The organism is Rhizobium changzhiense (assembly GCF_013087625.1).
Lineage (GTDB): Bacteria > Pseudomonadota > Alphaproteobacteria > Rhizobiales > Rhizobiaceae > Rhizobium > Rhizobium sophorae.
In genome coordinates, this window is sequence record NZ_JABFCQ010000001.1 from 930,332 (window position 1) to 951,181 (window position 20,850).

Here is a 20,850-nt window from a genome sequence, read left to right on the forward strand (position 1 = left end):
GCATTCTTATGTCGCAAGGCCCGGCAGGACGGGCATCGTGTCCCAGCTGTCACCCGACAGCAGGACGCAGCTTATGCCGTGAACATCCGTGACGATGAGGGTCCAGGTGCCGCTTTCGGCGGCATAGACCTCGAGAATGGCGTTCTGGTTGATCAGTCCGACTGCCGTGAGCTTTTCGGCGAAGTTCTTGTCCAGGAAATTGACGATTTCGGGTCGGCCTGCGCAACTGCGCATCATCTGCGATGCTGCCGAATGCGGATGCGCGATCACCAATGTCGGCAATATGACGGCCATGAGGCCGTAGATCATACTGCGTACGCCGTAGATCCTACCGCGTGTCATGACGCACCTCCTTTCGCCGGGTACCCGGCAGAAGAGGAGATTTTTCGCTGACCTGTTCTGCCGTTCACCGGCATTTCATGGCCATTCCGTTGCGAAGCGCGGCGCTTCGACGGCGCCATGCACTAATTATAGCGCGAAATCCTATTGGGCGCCATCTTTTGCGCGATGACGGGAGGAGCATGATACTCCTCCGAGGTTCGGCGACCCGCCCCTCATCCGGCTGCCGCCACCTTCTCCCCGTAAACGGGGCGAAGGGACATGCCGCGCCGCCTTCCTCAACCTCAACCTCGACGCTGCGTTTGGCACGTCCCCTCTCCCCGTTTTTTACGGGGAGAGGGTTAGGGTGAGGGGCTGCCATTGGCGCGAAGGCAGGATGACGAAGAGCGGAATTGCTTAGCGTGCGGCGCGGGCGACCCAGGACGGAATGAGTTCGCTCGCGAGCTTGCGCGGCTTCTGGCCTTTGACGAATTCCGTAAGAGCCATCCCGCTTTTGGCGGTGGCGAGCGCCAGCTTCTTCGGCATCAGCAAACCAAGCTCCAGCGGCGGCACGGCCCGGCCGACACGCTGGAAGAACGGGCGCCGATAGCCGCGCGAAGCGGTGAAGCGCGCCGGCAGTTTGTTCAGTGCGACGTATTCGGCGATTTCATCGATCCAGCCGGCCTGGGGTCTGGCGCCCGGCTCGACGAAGAGCAGCCATTCACCGCGGGCGGAGCGGACGATGTCCTTGATATCCCATTGCGAATGGAAGCGGCAGCCCGCGGCGTCGGCGACCCGCGAGGTGCCGTCGCGCGAGCCGTGATCGAGTACGACCACGTCGCTCACCAGCCCCTCCACCGCGCCTGCCACCAATACCGATAATGTCTGTGCCAGCTCAGATTCCTGATCCTGACATTCGAGAACAACCGTCAACATTGACCATTTATAATGCGCCGCACAAATTTTTGCCAGCGCCGTTTTCCTCATTTTGTTCTTGCATTGTTCTCGTTTTGCGGATAGGAATTTAATCAGCAAAACGGGCGGAGGCGATGGCTTTCCGCCGCGGGAGAATCCGATGAGAGAGCAGTCCCTGGCAGGGCAGGCCGCATTCGCGCCTGCCAATACGGCAGATATTGCCGATGCGATGATCGTGTCCTCCGGTCTGAGAGTCGAGGTCGACCGGCGGCGTGGACGTGGGGCGGGACTGAACCCGACAGGTCGGTTCGAAGCACAGCAGCGCGAGACCGTCGACGATGGCTGGCAGACGTGGGAAGAGCTGCCGCCCTTCAAGACCGAAGTACAGGTCGAGAAGCCGCGCACGGCCATCACCCGCAACGAATCGCCGGACCTTTCCTTCGACCGCTCGATCAATCCCTATCGCGGCTGCGAGCATGGCTGCATCTATTGTTTCGCCCGGCCGACACACGCCTATATGGGCCTTTCTGCAGGGCTCGATTTCGAGACGAAGCTCTTTGCCAAGCCCGATGCGGCAAAACTGCTGGAGCGGGAACTCGCCAAGCCCGGCTACAAGGTGCGGGTGATCGCGATCGGCACCAATACCGATCCCTATCAGCCGATCGAGAAGGAATGGCGCATCATGCGCGGCATTCTCGAGGTGTTGAACAAGGCGAACCATCCGGTATCGATCGTCACCAAGTCGGCGATGATCCTGCGTGATCTCGACATTTTGCAGGAGATGGCAGCTAAGAACCTGGTGCGCGTCGGCATCTCGGTGACCACGCTGGATCGCAAGCTTGCCCGGACGATGGAGCCGCGTGCCGCCACACCGCCGCGGCGGCTGGAGACGATCCACACCCTTGCCGAAGCAGGCATCCAGACGGCTGTCATGGCCGCACCGCTCATCCCGGCGCTGAACGACCACGAGCTGGAGCGCATCCTCGAATCGGCCAAGGCTGCCGGCGCCGCCGAGGCGAGCTATGTCATCCTCAGGCTGCCGCTCGAGGTCAGCCCGCTGTTTCGCGACTGGCTGCTGCAGCATTATCCCGATCGTTACCGGCACGTGATGTCGCTGGTGCGCTCGATGCGCGGCGGCAAGGATTATGATGCCGAATTCGGCAAGCGCATGAAGGGCGCCGGTCCCTATGCCTGGCAGATCGCAAGGCGCTTTGAGATGGCCGCCCGACGTTTCGGCCTGACGCGCCGCAGCGTGCCGTTGCGCGACGACCTGTTCGTGCCGCCGGACGGCAGCGGCGTGCAGCTGTCGCTGCTCTAGCCTTTTGTTTTTTACGCAATTCCGAACGGAAAACCGCGCCGCACTTTTCCTGGAATTGCTTCAAGCTTGCGCATCGGCTTCTCGATAAAACCGCCCTGTTTTCGAGCTCCGAGCGCAATTCCCGCGGATGGCCCTGACCGCCACCATCCGCCGGACCGGTCCCCGGCCGCCGCCCTGATCCGGGGACTTGCGGGAAATCGGGTTGGCGTGCGAGGTTCAGCCGCATGAAACCTCGCACGCCACCCGATTCTCCCCTGCTTTTCGACACGGCACCGCTCGTGCCGGATTTCAAACTCGAGCTCAAAGCCCGCAAGGCCGGCCATTGGCCGGTCGCCGGCGCCGATGAGGCTGGCCGTGGGCCGCTGGCGGGACCGGTCGTCGCTGCCGCCGTCATCCTCGATCCAAAGCGCATCCCCGAGGGTCTGAACGATTCCAAGCAGCTTTCGGCGCAACGGCGCGAGGAACTGTTCGTGCAGATTCTGGCGACTGCGACCGTTTCCATCGCCTCCTCGAGCTCGACGCGCATCGACGAGACGGATATCCGCAAGGCAAGCCTCGACGCCATGCGCCGCGCCATCTGCAGCCTCGCCATTCCGGCCAGCTACGTACTGACCGACGGGCTCGACGTGCCGCCCGGCCTCGATTGCCCCGGACAGGCCGTGGTCAAGGGTGATGCCCGCTCGGTCTCCATCGCCGCCGCATCGATCGTCGCCAAGGTGACACGCGACCGGATGATGGCGCGGGCGCATAGAGTGTTTCCGGATTACGGCTTTGCGGCGCATGTGGGCTACGGCACGGCGCAGCATCGCGCCGGCATCGAGCGGCACGGCCCCTGTTCTCTGCACCGGATGAGCTTCAGGCCGTTGCGCAAGACCGAGGATGGTCCCGAGACGGACGAGCTGCTTTCCGAGTAGTGCGCTTTCCAGGAGAAGCCGGGCATGCCAAACGCAACGGCCGGGTTAGGAAGTCGGCGCGTCTTGCTCCCTCTTCTCCCCAGCGGGGAGTAGGTGGCCCGAAGAGTCGGATGAGGGGGCCTCACGGCAGAACATTTGTTGTTGTGCTGAGCGAAAGCGAAGGGAATGAATGCTGTACCCGTTGGCCCCCTCATCCGCCTGCCGGCACCTTCTCCCCGCTGGGGAGAAGAGACAAGTGGCGGCGTCACGCCTCGTTCTCAGCCGTTCCGGCGTTTGAGGTAGAGGCTGCGAAAAAAGAGCTTTGCCAAAAACCAAAGGCCGGGACATGCCCGGCCTTCGCTCTCAATCTTTTCGAAATTGCTCAGTTCAGCCGTGTCTTGACCTGGCCGACGGCAGTGCCGAAGAGCTCGGACTGGACCTTGGCGTCGGCCCGCTTGGCAAGCACGGTTTCGGCGGCCGCGATTGCGAGATCGACGGCGGCGGAACGTACCGCCTTCATCGCCTCGACCTCGGCCTGCTTGATCTTCTGCTCGGACAGCGCCGTGCGGTTGGCGACGAATTCTTCCGTCTTCTTCTTCGCCTCAGTGGTCAGCATTTCGGCTTCGCGCTCGGCGGCGGCAACGATGTGGGCCGCTTCGGCTTCCGCTTCCTTGCGCTTGCGCTGGTATTCGGCGAGCAGGTGCTGGGCCTCCTCACGCAGGCGCTTGGCTTCGGCCAATTCGTTGCGGATCTGGTCGGCGCGATCGTCGAGCGACCGTGCCAACATGCCCGGAACCTTCAGGTAAACGACCAGCGCCAGGAAGAGGACGAGGCCGACAAAGGCGAAGAAAGTCGCGTCAAAGGCAAATTCCATCGATCAAGCCTCCTTCTTGGCAGCCGCGACGGCGGCGGCGACATCGGCCTTGGCAACGGTGCCGCCGATCAGCTGATCGACCACCGCAGCCGCCGTTTCCTCGGCAATGGTGCCGACGTCGGCGAAGGCCTTGGCCTTGATCTCGCCGATACGCAGCTCGGCAGCCTTGATCTTTTCCGAAAGGCTCGCCTCAACAGCGCGACGTTCCTCTTCGGCCTTGGCCTTGGCGGCGTCGCGTGCGGCAGAGCCGATCGCGTTGGATTTGGCGCGGGCAGCGGCCAGTTCACCTTCATAGGTCTGGACGGCGGCGTCGGCTTCGCCCTTCAGGCGGCCTGCTTCTTCCAGATCCTGGGAGATGCGCGTGTGACGCTGATCGAGGATGGCCCCGATGCGCGGCGCGATGACCTTTTGCATGAGCAAATAGAAGACGCCGAACGTGATCACCAGCCAGAGCAGCTGGGACGCGAAGGTCGTCGAATCGAAAGGCGGGAAAGGGCCGCGGGCGTGTTCGCCTTCGGCAACACCAGTCTCGGTATGGACCTCGCCTGCGGCCGGAGCGGCGTGCGCATCCGTACCCGTCGCTGCCGCCGGTGCTTCCTCAGCGTAAGCCGGGGTCACAAAAAACATGCTCACCTCCAGGTGGACTGCAAATGCAAAGGATCACGGCTTGCGGTCGCAGGCCGTGATCCATCTATTCGCCGATATCAGACGGCGAAGAGGAGGAGGAGAGCGACGAGCAGCGAGAAGATGCCCAGAGCTTCCGTAACGGCGAAGCCGAATACCAGACGGCCGAACTGGCTGTCAGCGGCAGACGGATTGCGCAGTGCGCCGGAGAGGTAGCTGCCGAAAATATTGCCGAGGCCGAGAGCCGTACCGGCCATACCAAAGCAAGCCAGGCCTGCACCGATGTACTTTGCTGCTTCCGCTTCCATGTTGAACTCCTTTGAAATGGTTGTTGCGGCGAATGACTGACGCCCTTTGACGTCGATGTCGTTATCCTTAGTGCCCGCCCGGATGGATAGCATCGTTGAGGTACATGCAAGTCAGCACCGCAAAGACGTAAGCCTGAAGGAAGGCGACGAGGAACTCGAGACCGGTCAGGGCGACGGTCATGATGAGGGGAAGAACGGCGCCGCCGATACCGAGAGCACCCATGGTTCCGAGCGAGGCGACGAAGCCTGCGAACACTTTGAGCGTGATGTGGCCGGCGAGCATGTTGGCGAAGAGACGAACCGAGAGTGAAATCGGACGCGACAGGAAGGAGATGATTTCGATCGCGATGACCAGCGGCAGCAGAAGGCCCGGCACGCCCGAAGGCACGAAGACATTCAGGAAGTGGAAGCCGTGCTTATAGAAACCGTAGACGAGAACCGTGCCAATGACGAGCAGGGCAAGGGCGAAGGTGACGATGATCTGGCTCGTCACCGTGAAGAAATACGGGAACATGCCGAGCAGGTTCGCCGTCAGGACGAACATGAAGAGCGAAAAGACCAGCGGGAAGAACTTCATTCCCTGCTTGCCCGCGCCTTCCTTCAGCATGTTGGCGATGAATTCATAGGACATTTCCGCAACCGACTGCGAACGGCCCGGCACGATGGCGCGGTTCGAGGTCGCGAAATAGAGGAAGCCTGCAGCAGCGGCAGCCGAAACGGCCATGAAGAGCGATGCATTGGTGAACGAAAAATCAATTCCGCCGATTTCGATCGGCACAATCTTCTGGATCAGGAACTGATGAGTCGGATCGTTAGACACCGCTTGTTCTCTCTCTTTGGCCCGCAGGACGCGGGGTCATTGCACTGGACCGGGACCGGTCCTTATTTCTTGTCGTCCTTGTCGTCCAGGGGATGGGCCACCACCCCCGCAGAACGCAGCACGTTCAGAACGCCGGCACAAAATCCAAGAAGCAGAAGAACAATCAAACCCCAAGGCGCCGTGCCAACAAAACGGTCGAGGAGATAGCCAAGGAGAGCACCGACGACGATTGCGGAAATGAACTCGCTGGAAAGCTTCATCGCCTGGGCATAACCTTTGCGGCTTACCTCGGCGCGGGCTTCCCTAGCCTCGTCTTCTCCCGTCTCGACGCCCTTGGTCGCGAGTTTCGCTCCCAATTGCGCACGGCGCTTTTCTAGACTTTCCTCGCGGTCGTCCGCCATGGATCTCTCCTCGCCTGCCCGTCGCCCGCACTCCCGCTACCCCGGTCATTCGGACCCCGGACGCGAAGGTTGAGACCCTTCCGGCCCGTTCTGAAGTCGCGCGCAACATAGTTTTAGGGATTAGCATAGTCAAGGCGTAGACAGCATCTGTCCAGCGAGAAAATAATTCCATCAAATCAAAGAGATAAATCGACTCTGGATCGATCGCGCAAATTCGACGGAAAGAATCCGCTTTTCCGGGCCGGAAATCGGCTTGCCCCGGCGATTTATCTCAGCTCCAGCCGCCGCCATAGGTGCGATAGAAGACGTGAAGACCGATGCGGCCGACCTTTTCCATGGTCTTTGCCCATTTCGGGCGAACATAAACGGCATGGTAATGCGTCGCCGAACCCACCTGTGGCAGCCAGATCTTGCCTGATGTCACCGCCATCGCCACGTCGCGGGCGACTCTCCAGTGATATTCCGAATTCACCCTGTCCTTGATGCTGTCGCAGGCGAAGGAAAACTGGCAGCGGTTGCGCCAATCCTCGTTCTGATAGACGACGCCGCAGATGGTCTTCGGATAGGAAGGGTTGCGGACGCGGTTGAGGATGACCTGGGCGACGGCCGCCTGACCCTTCACCGATTCTCCGCGCGCCTCGAAATAGATGCCGGAGGCAAGGCACTGCTGTTCGCGGGCTGAAAAGACGCTCGGCGCCAATATGCTTGCCGCCCAAGCATGGTCGCGCGGACCGATCTCCGGAACGAAGCGGCCGCTGTCCTGCTCGGTTAGGATCGAATCGAACGGCGATTGGCGGGCATAGTCGGGTGCTGCCGGCCCATAGGCGGTGGCCAGCACATCGGCCTTGCTGCTGGTGACGAGGCTTGCGAGCATCGCCGGCACGCCATTATCGGTCACCACCGGTTGCGTCTTATAGAAAGATGTGGCGATCTCGATTTCCTTGCCCTGGATCTTCGGTTTGACGAAGGCCGACCTGTCCTTGAGATCAAAGCTCGGGGTGAAGAGCATCTTGGTGCGCTCGAGGATCGAGCCGGCGGAAAAATCCTTCGGCGGCTGCATCTTCTCGACGGCGACGACGCGGCCTTTCTTGCTGCCGCGGTTGACGCGATCCTCGTCCGGCGTGTCCTCGTGGCCCCTATCCTTGGCAGTGCCTTTGTCTTTAGCGGTAAAAGCGACCTTGCGGCCATCGGGCAGCACCATGCCGGCGCTGGCGGAGATCGAACCTGTCACCATCGGCTCGGAGAAGGCGAGTTCGGCCTGGTGGATAGAGCCGGCCGGCGAATTGGTCAGCACCATGCGCCAGTTCTCCCCCTCATGATCGAGGCCGGCAAGCATAGCGGCGAGATCGGCATGGGATGCGACGCTCGGGAAGATCAGCCAGCCGGCGAGACCGAAGATTGCGGGCGACACCCAATTCTCGGGAATAAGACGCAGCTTGCTACGGGAAGGGCTCTTTCGACGCAACACGGACTCCGGGCATGGAACGCGGGAACATTCCATTGAAAATCCCGCATTAACCTTGATGTCCGGTTAACAGCTGTGCCGAAATGTGCCCATGAGAACTTTTGGATGTTCTAATGTGGGGGATAATTTCGTCCAGCTAGGGCGGATGCGCTCCTCCTGGCCCTATACCTGTTGGCCTGGCTCCCTAGGGCGAGTTCGAGGGGAACGATTCCCCGATCTCCGTCGTCCTCGGCCTTGAGCCGAGGACCCATGCCACAGCTGCTGGTGGGTGCCGTGTGGATGCTCGGCTCAAGGCCGAGCATGACGGAGGACGAGGCGGCGGAAGGGGGGCCATTCAAAGCACCCGCATCAGCAATTTCGCCCCACCCATCAAATAATAACGTGCGAGCCGAGCTCCACCACGCGGTTGGCCGGCAGGCGGAAGTAATCCGAGGGGTTGGCGGCGGCGTTGGCAAGCGCAATGTAGAGCCTGTCCTGCCAGTAGGGCATGCCCGACTTGGCGTCCGGCACCAGCTTGCGGCGGCCGAGATAGAAGGAGGTCGACATGATGTCGAACTTCAGTCCTGTCTTGCGCAATGTCGCCAAGGCCTGCGAGACGTTCTGCGATTCCATGAAGCCGAAGAGCAGTTCGACGCGGGAGAAACGCTCGGAAATCTGCTCGACCCTGTAGCGGTCGTGGCTTGGCACGCGCGGTTTGTTGACCGTGCGGATCGTCAGGATGACGTTGCGGTCATGAAGTACATGATTGTGCTTGAGATTGTGCAGAAGCGCGGCGGGAGCGGACTCCGGATCGCTGGTCAGGAAGATCGCGGTGCCCGGAACCTGGGCCGGCGAATGTTCGCTCTTGCGCTCGATCGAGCTGACGAAGGAGGCGAGCGGAATATCGGTGTGGCGGGTCTTTTCCATCAGGATCGCGGTGCCGCGACGCCAGGTCCACATGACGACGGTAAAGGCGGTGGCGATCAGAATCGGGATATAGCCGCCGTCGTGGATCTTCAAAAGGTTGGCGCCGAGGAAGATCAATTCGAGCACGACCAACGGCGCGAGCGCGATCACAGCAACGGGAAGCGACCAGTTCCAGCGGGCGCGGACGAATTCGAAGGCCATGATCGAGGTGACGACCATGGCGCCGGTGACGGAGATGCCATAGGCGGTCGCCAGCGCGTCCGAAGTCTTGAAACTCAAGACTAGGAAGATGACGCCGATGAACAGCACGGCGTTGACCGAAGGTACGAAGATCTGCCCGGTATTGGTTTCCGAGGTGAAGAGGATTTCCATGCGCGGCAGGAAGCCGAGGTTGATGCCTTGGCGCACCATCGAGAAAGCGCCGGTGATGACCGCCTGGCTGGCGATGATCGTTGCGGCGGTCGCCAGTATGACGACGGGCAGCAGAGCCCATTTCGGATACATCAGATAGAAGGGATCGGACATCGTCATCGGATTGCCGAGAACAAGCGCCCCCTGCCCGAGATAGTTCAGCGTCAGCGCCGGGAAAACCAGCAGGAACCAGGCCCACTGGATCGGGCGGCGGCCGAAATGGCCGAGATCGGCATAGAGCGCCTCGGCGCCCGTCACCGTCAGGAAGACGGCGCCGAGCACGACGACGCCGTAGAAGCCCTCATGCAGCAGGAAGGCGACGGCATAATAGGGATTGAAGGCGGCAAGGATGCCGTAATCGTCCGAGATATGGGAAATGCCGGCGGCGGCCATGACGAGGAACCAGACGGCGGTGATCGGGCCGAAGAACTTCGCGACGGCGCCGGTGCCCCGCGATTGCACGACGAAGAGCAGCGCCAGGATCACCACCGAGATCGGCACGATATATTCCGCGAAGCTGGGTGTGACAAGCTTCAGACCCTCGACGGCCGACAGCACGGATAGAGCCGGCGTGATCATCGCATCGCCGAGAAAGAGGGCAGCACCCATCAGGCCGAGCAGCATCAGAATGGCCGTGTGGCCGTTGGCGGTCTTCATCAGCAGGGCGAGCAGCGACAGCGTGCCACCCTCGCCGTCATTGTCGGCGCGCAGCAGGAAGAGCACATATTTGATCGTAACGATGATCGTCAGCGCCCAGATCATCAGCGAGATCAGGCTGATGACTTCGAAACGGGTGACGCCGTCATGGGCCACCGGCTTCAGCGCTTCGCGAAAGGCATAGAGCGGGCTGGTGCCGATATCGCCGTAGACGACGCCGACGGAACCTAGCCCGAGATAGAACAGCTTTTTCGGCGTCATATGGCGTTCGTTCGGATGGCTATCTTCGGACATGAAGTTTCAACAGGCTCCTCAGAGCCAGCCTTTCCAGCGGAAAAAGAAAAAAGGAATGACGGCGGATAACACCATCAGGGCCAGCGAATAGGGATAACCCGCGGCCCAGGTGAGTTCCGGCATGACCTGAAAGTTCATACCATAGACGGAGGCGACCAATGTCGGCGGCAAGAATACCACTGAGGCAATCGAGAAAATCTTGATGATCGAGTTCTGCTCGATGTTGATCAGCCCGAGCGAAGCATCGAGCAGGAAGGTGATGTTGGCGGCGACGAAGGAAGCATGCTCCGACAGCGACTGAATATCGCGGGAAACAGTGCGGCAGAGCTCCTTCGCCTCACGGTCTTGCTGGATCGCCGGGATCGTGTGAAAGAACGTCAGTAGGCGGGCAAGCGAACCGAGACTGTCACGCACCTTGCTGATCATCCGGTGATGGCCGGCAATATCGCGCAACTTCTCCTCGAGGTAGTTCGAGGGCTTGCGCACTTTCCTTGCCCGGTCGCCGAAGACATGCATCGACAAGATGTCGATGCGCGAGACGGAGATCTCGAGGATCTCGGCGGTGCGGTCAACGATCGTCTCCAAGAGCTTGGCGAGAAGGGCAGCGCCGCTGCGCCAGTTTTCCGGCAGCCGGTGGAGAGCGGCGATGAACAGTGCAAAGGATTTGGGATGGGCGTAGCGAATGGTGACCAGGCGATTTCCAGCCAGGATGAAAGCGACATCTGTCAGCGTCGGCACGTCGGTGTCAGCCTTCCAGAGCAGCGAGGCGGTCATGAAGACGGCGTCGTTTTCGACATAGAGACGGGCGGAGGGCTCGATATCCTTGAGGTCGTCGCGAGTCGGGACCTCGATGCCGAGAACCTTCTCGACATAGAGTTCCTCATCGCGGGTCGGCTCGATCATGTCGATCCAGACGACATCCTCGGGAAAGGACGCGGCATGCGACAGATCGCGAATCTCGACCGACCTGCAATTGGAACAGTAAGCGGTAATCACCGGTCGTCTCTCCGCCCGCATCCAACCCTAAAGGCCGGCATGCGCGTTGTGCTCAACCGCATCGCAGTTCCCAACCCTTCGATCGACAAGACAACTCCGAACTTGCAGGCGGGCCGGCTTCTTCGAAACGAAGACAGCCGTCACTGAGCAACTGCAGCAAAACGCCATCATGGCGCCGCGGCATATGAAGCAAAGCCGTGAAATAATCAAGACATCTTCCGTGAAACGCGGCTTTTCACCACGTTTCCCCCACAATTTGGGGTATCCGCCGCGGCGATTCGGCGCCCTCTAAAGGGCCGCGCATCGCAGGTGATCCATGCGATGCTTCAGCTTTTGTTTATGCATGCCGTTATCCCGGAACCGCTTCACACTTCCGGGCGACATGCATTTGTTTATGCATGCCGTTATCCCGGAACCGTTGCACACTTCCGGGCGGCATGCATTATTCGAAGACGATTATCGGCGCCGGACGCTGGGACTGGCCGGCGATCTGTTCCCAGACCTTGGCGGCGATGCCGCGATAGATGCCGGCGACGACGCCGTTCGGCTCGGAGGCGACGAGCGGCGTGCCGGCGTCGGAGGTTTCGCGAATATTCATCGTCAGCGGCACTTCGCCGAGGAAGGGCACGCCGATGCGCTCTGCCTCCTTGCGGGCGCCGCCATGGCCGAAGATGTCGTAGCGGGTGCCGGTATCCGGGGCGATGAAATAGCTCATATTCTCGACGATGCCGAGCACTGGCACCTCGACCTTACGAAACATGTTGAGACCCTTGCGGGCATCGATCAGCGCGAGATCCTGTGGCGTCGAGACGATGACGGCGCCGGCAAGCGGCACCTGCTGGGCCATGGTCAATTGGGCGTCGCCGGTGCCGGGCGGCATGTCGACGACGAGAACGTCGAGCTCGCCCCAGGCGACTTCGCGCAGCATCTGCAGCAGCGCCGACTGGACCATCGGCCCGCGCCAGATCATTGCCGTCTCCTCGTCGACAAGGAAGCCCATCGACATGACCTTGAGGCCATAATTCTCCATCGGATTGATGATGCGGCCGTCGATCTGCGTCGGGCGGCCGGATATCTTTAAGAGCCGCGGCATCGAGGGGCCATAGATGTCGGCATCGAGAATGCCGACACGAAGACCGTTGGCGAGCAGGCCGAGTGCGAGATTGACGGCGGTGGTCGATTTGCCGACCCCACCCTTGCCCGAGGCGACGGCGATGATGGCGCCGATGCCGGGCACGCCGATCTTGCCGGCGCGCTGCGGCTGTTGAGGAGCGTGGGCGTGGCCCGCATGATCATGTTGGTGATCGTGGCCGGCATGGCCGTGAGGCGGGTTCGGCCGGGCCGCCGGAGCGGCCGCCGCCGCCTTCTTGTCGGCAGTCAGCGTGACGAGGGCGCCCTTGACGCCCGGCATTTCCTTGATGACCCGCTCGGCGGCGAGCCGCATCGGCTCCAGCTCCTTGGCGCGATCGGCCGGGACGGTGATGGAGAAATAAACCTTGCCGTCGGAGATGAAGACATCGGAGACCATGCCGAGCTCGACGATATCGTGCTCGAGATCGGGTCCCCGCACGGTCTTCAGCGTTTCGAGAACCTGTTCCTTGGTGACGTCGGCCATTCCACCCTCACTGCTTCTTGCAGATCACAAATAGTGGAGACGGAAGCCTTCGCCAAACAAAATCATCGGGAGGAAAATCCGGCCCGCCAAAAGAGCGCCGGGGAGACTTGGCAATCCGTTGCGGCCATCAAGTCCGCCGGGCTTTCGCCCTGATGGCCGCAACGGTCCCCGAGAACCGGCGCAATCCGGGGCGAACTAGAGCAAGCCGAAAAAAAGACCAGCGAAAAGTGAACGAGGAAGACGAAATCGCAGACAGCCGGGAAAGAAGCGGTGCCAAAACGCAACAACCGCCGCCGACACCGAAGAGCCGGGAGAGAAGCGGCATCGGCGTCGGGCAGCGGTGTGTCGGCCGCGCCATTTCCTGGCGCTGGCCTCAAAGTCCCCTCTGGACCTCTCGCACAAGAGATGCAGAAAGCGTGCCAGATGGAAAATTAGTAAAAACAGCGCAAAAGCGTTTGCGACAGCAAAGATATGCCTACGCGCTGGGCGACTTCGAAAGCCGTCGGTTGTTTTTTGCAACTTATTTGATCAGGCCGATGCGCAACGCCTTGGCGACCGCCTGAGTCCGGTTGACCGTGTCGAGCTTCTTGGTGGCGCGGTTGAGGTAGTGATTGACCGTATGCTCGGACAGCGTCAGGATTTCGGCGATTTCGGCGCTGGTCTTGCCGGCCGCCGTCCAGTTGAGGCAATCGATCTCGCGGTCGGTCAGCGTGTCCGTCATGCGCGTATCGAGGTTGCGGATCTCGGCAAGCCTGTCGAAGACATGGATGGCGATGTAGCAGAGCTCGCGCATTTCCGCCGGGCTGAAGGGCTCGCGGTCGCCGGCGAAAGAGACGGCGCCGCGCAGGCCGGAGGGCTCATGCGTCGGGAAATAGGCGCAGCGCATCATCTTGAAACGCTCGAACAAGGAGGCGACGAGAATGGACTTGCCGTCGTCCCGCGACCAGTTTTGCCGCGACATGTCGTAGAAGAAGGGCCGCGCGGATGTTCTGAGCCGCCTGAGGACCGGGCTGTTCACCAACAAGCCTTCCTGGTCGTAGAGCGCCAGAAGCTCGGCCGGCCAGCTGGTGATGACAGTGCTGCCCTGAAGATCGAAGGAGGTGACCGGCGGCAGGTTGAGAACCATGAAGGCACGGCTGCGATAGGCTTCCGTCACGCGTTTCATGAAACGGAAAATATCGAACTGGGTCTTCAGGCCCGCTATTTCCTGAACATAGTCGTCTTCTTCCGTGGATGTTTGCGACAAGGGTGCCATCACATTTCTTCATCTTCGGCACAGCGGCCGGCAAACCATTCGCGAAACCTGCCCACCATGGGGGTTTCGATTGCATCGGAGAACGACGATCGCTGGTTGAAATCGGCTTGAGCGTTGAGCGTTCGGCCGGCTGGTTGTAGATTTCGCGGACCGTTCTAGTTGTGGTGATTCGCCGAAAAATCTCAATATCGCGCTTATCATAAGTATGCTCTGCGACTACGTCCAGCAGTAGCCGATGGCGATTTTTCCGTCAGCGGCGCGGACCGAGACGGACGCGCATGCCTTCCATGATCCTGACAGCCGCCAGTTGAACCGGAACGACCCATTGGTGCAGAAGTTCCATCGACAAGCGATAGGCCGGGCCGGTAATCGAAATGCCCCCCATGAAGGTCCGATCCTCCGACCAGACGGGCGCGGCAACGCAGCGAATGCCGGCCTCATGTTCTTCGCGGTCGAAGGCATAGCCCTGATGGGCAATCTCGCGGATTTCGGCAAGCAGCGTTTCGGCAGAGACATGGGTCGAGGCGGTAAAGCTGGTGAAGCTCAGGCCGGCAAGCAGATCGACGAGGCTTTCGGCCGGCAGCAGCGAAAGGGCGGCCTTGCCGACGCCGGTGCAATAACAGGGCGAGGCATTGCCGATCTGCGAATACATGCGCACCGGCTGACGGCCTTCGACCTTGTCGAGATAGATGATCGACTGCCCCCTGAGGACGCCGAGATGCACCGTTTCGCCGGTCGCCTGCTGCAGATCTCTGAGGTGCGGTTCTGCAATCAGGCGAAATTCGTTGCGCGCCCAGCTGCGCGCGGCGAATTCGAGCAGGCGCAGGCCGGGCGCATAACGGCCGTCGCTATCGAGCTCGAGCAGCCCCTCCTCCACCAGGTGGGTGAGCTGGCGATGCAGCGTGCCGCGCGGCTGACCGGCAAGGGCTAGGATATCAGTGAAACGCAACGGCGAATCGGCATGGGTGACGAGATCGAGCAGAACCATCAGTTTGCCAAGCGTGCCGGTCTCGCGTGCCTGTGCCGTGCTTTCGCCGTTTGAATTCATCGCCTCGTCCGCCCTTGACAGAAAGGGCAGTGTAATTCGATAATTCCATATAGTCAAATTAAGTTCCAAATAATGGAACAATCAAGTCGGGAGGCGACGGTCCATGATGGCAGCACAATTTCCCGAGTTCAAAGACCGAGCCGTGCTGGTGACCGGCGGCGGATCGGGGATAGGTGCTGCGATCGTCGAAGGTTTCGCGCGCCAAGGCGCCAAGGTCTCGTTCATCGATATCGCCGAGGCGGCCAGCCGCGAACTTGCCGAAAGGCTGTCGCGGGAGACGGCGCATCCGGTCTCCTTTTACCATGCCGACCTGCGCGACATCGCCGCGATCCGGCACACGGTCGATACCGTCATTGCCAGCTCGGGGCCGATCCGGGTGCTGGTCAACAATGCCGCCTGGGACGACCGCCACGAATTCGACGCGGTGACCGAGGCCTATTGGGACAACAATCAGGCGGTCAACCTCAAGCATGTGTTCTTCACCTCGCAGGCAGTCGTGCCGTCGATGCGGACGGCCGGCGGCGGGGCGATCATCAATATGTCGTCGATCGCCTTCAAGCTGAACATGGGCGGCTTTCCCGCCTATGCGGCAGCCAAGGCTGCGGTCGTCGGACTGACGAAGAGCCTGGCGGGCAGGCTCGGGCCGGAGAACATCCGGGTCAACTGCATCCTGCCCGGCATGGTGGTCACCGAGCGGCAGATGCAGCACTGGCTCACGGAGGAGAGTATTGCGCGCTCGGTCGAGGACCAGTGCCTGAAGGTCGCGCTCAAACCCGATGCGATCGTCGGTCCCTGCCTGTTTCTTGCATCCGACTGTGCGGCGGCGATGACCGCCCAGTCCCTGATTGTCGATGGAGGCGTTCTGTAATGACAAATCCCGCTTATGTCGCGGTGGACTGGGGCACCAGCAGTTTCCGGCTCTGGCTGATCGGCAGGGACGGCACCGTCCTTGCCGAACGCCGCAGCGGCGAAGGCATGACGAGCGCGGCAAAGACCGGCTTTTCCGCTGTGCTTGCTGGTCATCTCGCCGCCATCGAAGCGCCAGAAAACCTGCCGGTGATCGTCTGCGGCATGGCCGGCGCCAGGCAGGGCTGGGTCGAGGCCGGCTATATCGATGTGCCGGCGCCGCTCGCCTCGATCCTGACAGGGGCGGTCTCCGTGCCCGGGGAAAGCCGCGACATTCGTATCCTGCCGGGCCTTGCGCAGCGGGACGCGGCGCGGCCCGACGTCATGCGCGGCGAGGAGACCCAGCTTCTCGGCGCGCTCGGCCCCGCAAGCTCAGGCGCGCAGGCGGTCTGCATGCCCGGCACGCATTCGAAATGGGTGCATGTGACCGACGGCAAGGTGACCGGCTTTTCGACCTTCATGACCGGCGAACTTTTCGACGTCATCAGCAAACACACGATCCTTTCGCATGCCGTTGCCGGCGCGGAAGAGCAGCCGGCGGATGCGGCAGCCTTCGAGGCGGCGGTCTCGGCCGCTTTCGCACGCCCCGCCCTTGCCTCCAACCTGCTCTTTGCCGCCCGTTCCGGCCAGCTCCTGCACGGGATATCCGCCGCTGCCGCGCAAGCCCGGCTTTCCGGCACGCTGATCGGCCTCGAAATCGCCGGGGCGCTGCAGGATGCGGCCACCGGCACCGACATCACCCTCGTCGCCTCCGGGCGCCTGCAGGCGCTCTACGAACAGGCCTTCAAAACCCTCTCCCTTGCCTTCACCGCCATCGACGCCGACGCCGCCGTGCGCCGCGGGCTTTCGGCCGCCGCCGAAGCCATCTGGCCGAATTGAGAAAGCTGACACGATGAACCGTATCCCCTTCCCCGACATGAAGCGCCCGCTGATCGCCATCCTTCGCGGTATTAGGCCTGAGGAGACCGAAAGCGTCGTCGGTGCCTTGATCGACAATGGCCTGACAGCGATCGAGATCCCGCTCAATTCGCCGGAGCCGTTCAAATCCATCGAGATCGCCGCGAAGATGGCGCCGGCAGACGTGCTGATCGGCGCCGGCACGGTGCTGAGCGTCGAGGCGGTTGACAGCCTGCATGCGGCCGGCGGCACACTGCTGGTCACGCCGAATGTCGAGCCCGAGGTGATCATCCGGGCGCGCGAATACGGCATGGTGACGATGCCGGGCGTCTTCACGCCGACCGAGGCGCTGGCCGCGGCACGCGCCGGCGCCACCGGTCTCAAATTCTTTCCGGCCAGCGTGCTCGGCCCTTCCGGCATCACCGCGATCCGGGCCATCCTGCCGCCGGAATTGACGATTGCCGCGGTCGGCGGTGTCTCGGACAAGAATTTCGGCGATTATACCAAGGCCGGCATCTTCGCCTTCGGCCTCGGCACCAGCATCTACAAGCCAGGAATGACTGCGTCAGAGGTTGCCGAGCGCGCCAAGGCGACCATTTACGCCTATGATGCAGCCATTGGGAGCGTGAACGTATGACCGATATTTATGAGTTCGAGGGCAAAACACTTTGCAATACCAATTCCGTTCTCGGTGAAGGCCCGACCTATGATCCGGACAGCAACACCGTCTGGTGGTTCAACATCCTTGGCAAGGAACTGCACGAGCTCAATCTTTCGACGGGCGAGAAAAAGGTGCATCCGCTGCCTGTGATGGCGAGCGTGCTTGCCCGCATCGACGCCGGGCGGCAGCTGATCGCGACAGAAGAAGGGCTTTTCGTGCGCGACGTGGCGAGCGGCAACCTCACCTTCTACGCCGCGCTCGAAAACGACAGGCCGGAAAACCGTTCGAACGACGGCCGCACGCATCCTTCCGGCGCGCTCTGGATCGGCACGATGAGCAAGCGGGCGGAAAACCAGGCTGGCGCCATCTATCATGTCGCCAGCGGCAAGGTGACGAAGATCTTCAACGGCATCAGCATCCCGAATTCGATCTGCTTCTCGCCGGACGGCACCATCGGCTATTATACGGATTCCCGCATCAACCGGCTGATGCGCGTCATGGTCGATCCGCAGACCGGCCTGCCCTCGGGCGAACCGATCGTGCTCGTCGACAGCATGGACGACCCCGGCGACATCGACGGCTCGGTGGTCGATGCCGACGGCTATCTGTGGAATGCGCGCTGGGGCGCCGGCGTCGTCGACCGCTACAGTCCGGACGGCCTGCGCATCTCGCGCTACAAGGTTCCCGCCGTCCAGCCCTCCTGCCCAGCCTTCATCGGCGTCAATGCCGAGCGCCTGGCGGTGACGACCGCCTGGGAAGGGCTCGACGAGGATGCCCGTTCGGCCCAGCCGAGCGCCGGCGCGCTGCTGGAACTCGGCATCGACGTCAAAGGCGTGTTCGATCCCGTCTATGTGATCTGATTTTTGCTTGCCAAAGGCGATCAGAGGCGCTCCCCCATCGGGGCGCCTCTGATCGCCTTTGGCGGCAGCCCCTTGATAAATGTTCCGTGAGAACCGAGAAATTTTCCGTGTTTTCAACCGGAACCAATCGCGCCACCAGCCATTCTCCTTTCGAACCGACGCGGCAACGTGACCTGAGAAACAGGTGTTGCCGGGTCAGCGATCACTCTAGGGAAAAACGAAGGTAGGTTCGAAATGACACGCAAACTCCTGACGACCGTTGCCGCTGGCGCACTGTTTGCCACGGCTTTCGCACCGGCGGCATTCTCGCAGACGGCGCCGCAGCCTGCGGACCCCGCCGCCCCGACCCAGGCGGCTCCCGCCGATCCGGCAGCCCCGAAGCCGCCGATTACCCCTGACGTCACCAAGCCTGCAGGCGATGCCGCACAGGCGCCCGCCCCGGCCCCGACGGCAGACACGGCTCAGGCCGGCTATCTGACGGAACAGTCTCCGGATCAGGTCAGCGCCAATACCTATATCGGCCAGTCGGTCTATAACGGCAACAATGAAAGCATCGGCAGCGTCAACGACCTGATCCTCAAGAAGGACGGCGGCATGGTTGCCGCAATCGTTGGCGTCGGCGGCTTCCTCGGCATCGGTGAAAAGAACGTCGCCGTGCCGATGGAAAAGATCACCGTCGCCCAGAACACGCAGGACGGCAGCGTCAAGCTGACGACCAGTGAAACGGCTGAATCGCTGAAGGCCGCACCTGAGTTCAAGACGCTGGCAATGCAGTCGGCCGAAAAGGCTCCGGCTGCCACCGGTACCGATACCACTGCGACCGGCTCGACCACGCCCAAGTAATCCGTGCGCGGTAGTATAGCGTAGGCGATGGCGCTCCTAGGGGCGCCATTGCTTTATGAGGCGCCATCGCCTTATGCGCTGGCCCGCTCCGCCATGGTCGGGTCGTAATAGTTTTCGTGCAGGAAGCGCAGCGTGGCGATACCGTCGGCCGGACGGCCGAAGTGATAGCCTTGGCCCATGCCGCAGCCGAGCGTGCGTAATTTCACCGCCTCGGCATAATCCTCGATGCCTTCCGCCACGACTTCCAGCTCCAGGCCCTCGCACATGGTCAGGATCGCCTTGATGATGTGTTCGGAGGCGCGATCGGAATTGATGCGCGAGACGAAGGCGCGGTCGATCTTGATCTTGTCGAAGATGAAGTCGCGCAGCCGCCCGAGGCTCGACTGGCCGGTGCCGAAATCGTCGAGCGAGATGCGCACACCGGCGGCGCGCAGATCGGCGATGATGCGGTGAGCGGTATCGGCCGAACTCATCACCGCGGTCTCGGTGATCTCCAGCTCCAGGCGATGCGGATCGAAGCCGACGCGGCCGAGGATCGACAGGACGCTGCTGCTCGTGCCCGGATCCATCAGCTGGGCCGAGGAGAGATTGAACGATAGGAAGAGTTCGCGCGGCCAGGAAAGTGCGGCTTCCGCGGCTTTGCGCAGCAACGCCTCCGACAGTGCATCGATGAAGCCGCGCTCCTCGGCGAGCGGCACGAAGACGCCGGGCGATACAAAGCCGAGATCGGGATCGTTCCAGCGGGCGAGCGCCTCGAAGCCGACGACCTGGTTGTTGGACAGCGAGACGATCGGCTGGAAATGCACGTCGATCGCGTCGGAGATGATGGCGTTTCTGAGCGCCTGCTCCAGCTGCGTTGCGCGCTTCATTTCCTGGGCGATCTCGCGCGAATAGACGGTGATTTGGCCGCGGCCGCGGCGCTTGGAGCGATAGAGGGCGGTTTCGGCGCTCTTCAGCAGTTCCTCGCAATCCTCTCCGGCAAAGGGATAGATGGAAAAGCCGAGGGAAGCGGAGAGACGGACGTTGCGGTCACCGAGGTCATAAGGCGCCGACAGCACCTCGCGGATCATCTGGCCGAATTTCTCGGCACTCGCCCGCTCGAAGATCAACGGCAATACGAAGGCGAATTCGTCGCCATCGTGGCGGGTGACCAGCGCGCCGTCAGGAATGCAGGCCCTGAGACGATGGGCGACCTGGCAGAGGATTTCATCGCCGGCTGTCGAGCCGAACAGATCGTTGATCGGCTTGAAACTATCCAGGTTGACGATGCCGATGGTGAAGGGGGCCGGATCGCTGGCGCGCTCAGCGGAGATCTGCAAGACCTTGTCCCGCATGCGATTGCGGTTGCCCAATCCGGTCAGCGGATCGGTATAGGCCATCGCCTGAAGCTCATTCTGACCGACGGTCAAGAAAGCTATATCCGCCGATTTCATCATCCAAACCCGAGCTTTCCTCCGGAGCCATGCAGAAGAATGACCGGCAGGTCTTAACAATTCGATAGTAAATCAGCGGCATAACCGCTTGAACCTCCCTAAAATCTAGGGAGTTGACGGGTATTTTGGCAC

The 20,850-nt window shown here is 61.7% G+C and carries 21 protein-coding genes; 7 read left to right on the plus strand and 14 right to left on the minus strand.

Annotation, left to right across the window (positions count from 1 at the left end; all coding sequences use genetic code 11):
• Positions 1-6: 6 nt before the first annotated feature.
• On the minus strand, positions 7-342 hold the full coding sequence (locus G9X68_RS04690; RefSeq protein ID WP_171601463.1) for a hypothetical protein: 336 nt from the start codon (positions 340-342) through the stop codon (positions 7-9).
• Between the two features lie 393 nt (positions 343-735).
• A complete protein-coding gene (locus G9X68_RS04695) occupies positions 736-1,254 on the minus strand; it encodes a glycosyltransferase family 2 protein (RefSeq protein WP_171602156.1) in 519 nt (172 codons plus the stop codon).
• 139 nt (positions 1,255-1,393) lie between these two features.
• Between G9X68_RS04695 and G9X68_RS04700 the strand changes: the two genes are divergently transcribed.
• Together G9X68_RS04700 and G9X68_RS04705 are read left to right on the plus strand one after the other, a co-directional pair.
• Positions 1,394-2,551 carry a PA0069 family radical SAM protein gene (locus tag G9X68_RS04700; RefSeq protein ID WP_168311403.1) on the plus strand — a complete coding sequence of 386 codons (1,158 nt, stop codon included), beginning with the start codon at positions 1,394-1,396 and terminating at the stop codon, positions 2,549-2,551.
• A gap of 224 nt (positions 2,552-2,775) precedes the next feature.
• A complete protein-coding gene (locus G9X68_RS04705) occupies positions 2,776-3,465 on the plus strand; it encodes a ribonuclease HII (RefSeq protein ID WP_168311404.1) in 690 nt (229 codons plus the stop codon).
• A 361-nt stretch (positions 3,466-3,826) separates the two neighbouring features.
• On the opposite strand, the gene G9X68_RS04710 is transcribed toward G9X68_RS04705, so the two are convergent.
• The 11 genes from G9X68_RS04710 to G9X68_RS04760 form a co-directional block, all read right to left on the minus strand.
• Positions 3,827-4,318: a F0F1 ATP synthase subunit B gene (locus tag G9X68_RS04710; RefSeq protein ID WP_171601464.1), complete on the minus strand. Its 492-nt coding sequence runs from the start codon at positions 4,316-4,318 to the stop codon at positions 3,827-3,829.
• Positions 4,319-4,321: 3 nt separating this feature from the next.
• Positions 4,322-4,945, minus strand: a complete 624-nt coding sequence (locus G9X68_RS04715) for a F0F1 ATP synthase subunit B (RefSeq protein ID WP_065282341.1) — start codon at positions 4,943-4,945, stop codon at positions 4,322-4,324.
• Between the two features lie 77 nt (positions 4,946-5,022).
• Entirely contained in the window at positions 5,023-5,250 is a 228-nt protein-coding gene (locus G9X68_RS04720) for a F0F1 ATP synthase subunit C (RefSeq protein WP_003545854.1), read from the minus strand.
• Positions 5,251-5,317: 67 nt separating this feature from the next.
• A complete protein-coding gene (locus G9X68_RS04725) occupies positions 5,318-6,070 on the minus strand; it encodes a F0F1 ATP synthase subunit A (protein WP_064651444.1) in 753 nt (250 codons plus the stop codon).
• Between the two features lie 62 nt (positions 6,071-6,132).
• Positions 6,133-6,471 (minus strand): AtpZ/AtpI family protein, encoded by a 339-nt coding sequence (locus G9X68_RS04730; RefSeq protein WP_012756239.1) that lies wholly within the window; start codon positions 6,469-6,471, stop codon positions 6,133-6,135.
• A 271-nt stretch (positions 6,472-6,742) separates the two neighbouring features.
• Positions 6,743-7,972 (minus strand): cell wall hydrolase, encoded by a 1,230-nt coding sequence (locus G9X68_RS04735; RefSeq protein ID WP_171601465.1) that lies wholly within the window; start codon positions 7,970-7,972, stop codon positions 6,743-6,745.
• 333 nt (positions 7,973-8,305) lie between these two features.
• Positions 8,306-10,204: a potassium transporter Kup gene (locus G9X68_RS04740; RefSeq protein ID WP_171601466.1), complete on the minus strand. Its 1,899-nt coding sequence runs from the start codon at positions 10,202-10,204 to the stop codon at positions 8,306-8,308.
• An 18-nt stretch (positions 10,205-10,222) separates the two neighbouring features.
• A complete protein-coding gene (locus G9X68_RS04745; RefSeq protein ID WP_319004728.1) occupies positions 10,223-11,200 on the minus strand; it encodes a magnesium transporter CorA family protein in 978 nt (325 codons plus the stop codon).
• A 442-nt stretch (positions 11,201-11,642) separates the two neighbouring features.
• Positions 11,643-12,815: an Mrp/NBP35 family ATP-binding protein gene (locus G9X68_RS04750; RefSeq protein WP_171601468.1), complete on the minus strand. Its 1,173-nt coding sequence runs from the start codon at positions 12,813-12,815 to the stop codon at positions 11,643-11,645.
• Positions 12,816-13,335: 520 nt separating this feature from the next.
• Positions 13,336-14,070, minus strand: a complete 735-nt coding sequence (locus G9X68_RS04755) for a LuxR family transcriptional regulator (RefSeq protein ID WP_171601469.1) — start codon at positions 14,068-14,070, stop codon at positions 13,336-13,338.
• Positions 14,071-14,320: 250 nt separating this feature from the next.
• Complete coding sequence (locus G9X68_RS04760; protein WP_171601470.1) at positions 14,321-15,118, minus strand: IclR family transcriptional regulator; 798 nt, start codon at positions 15,116-15,118, stop codon at positions 14,321-14,323.
• 103 nt (positions 15,119-15,221) lie between these two features.
• Between G9X68_RS04760 and G9X68_RS04765 the strand changes: the two genes are divergently transcribed.
• From G9X68_RS04765 to G9X68_RS04785, 5 genes are all read left to right on the plus strand, one after another.
• Complete coding sequence (locus G9X68_RS04765) at positions 15,222-15,986, plus strand: SDR family NAD(P)-dependent oxidoreductase (protein WP_425328635.1); 765 nt, start codon at positions 15,222-15,224, stop codon at positions 15,984-15,986.
• Complete coding sequence (locus tag G9X68_RS04770) at positions 15,986-16,903, plus strand: 2-dehydro-3-deoxygalactonokinase (RefSeq protein WP_171601471.1); 918 nt, start codon at positions 15,986-15,988, stop codon at positions 16,901-16,903. The genes G9X68_RS04765 and G9X68_RS04770 overlap by 1 nt, the downstream gene beginning before the upstream one ends.
• Positions 16,904-16,916: 13 nt before the next feature.
• Positions 16,917-17,558, plus strand: a complete 642-nt coding sequence (locus G9X68_RS04775; RefSeq protein WP_171601472.1) for a 2-dehydro-3-deoxy-6-phosphogalactonate aldolase — start codon at positions 16,917-16,919, stop codon at positions 17,556-17,558.
• Positions 17,555-18,442 (plus strand): SMP-30/gluconolactonase/LRE family protein, encoded by an 888-nt coding sequence (locus tag G9X68_RS04780; protein WP_171601473.1) that lies wholly within the window; start codon positions 17,555-17,557, stop codon positions 18,440-18,442. The genes G9X68_RS04775 and G9X68_RS04780 overlap by 4 nt, the downstream gene beginning before the upstream one ends.
• Before the next feature lie 234 nt (positions 18,443-18,676).
• Positions 18,677-19,285 carry a PRC-barrel domain-containing protein gene (locus G9X68_RS04785; RefSeq protein ID WP_171601474.1) on the plus strand — a complete coding sequence of 203 codons (609 nt, stop codon included), beginning with the start codon at positions 18,677-18,679 and terminating at the stop codon, positions 19,283-19,285.
• 71 nt (positions 19,286-19,356) lie between these two features.
• Here G9X68_RS04785 and G9X68_RS04790 read toward each other — a convergent pair whose 3' ends face one another.
• Positions 19,357-20,721 carry a putative bifunctional diguanylate cyclase/phosphodiesterase gene (locus G9X68_RS04790; protein ID WP_003545835.1) on the minus strand — a complete coding sequence of 455 codons (1,365 nt, stop codon included), beginning with the start codon at positions 20,719-20,721 and terminating at the stop codon, positions 19,357-19,359.
• Between the last annotated feature and the right edge of the window lie 129 nt (positions 20,722-20,850).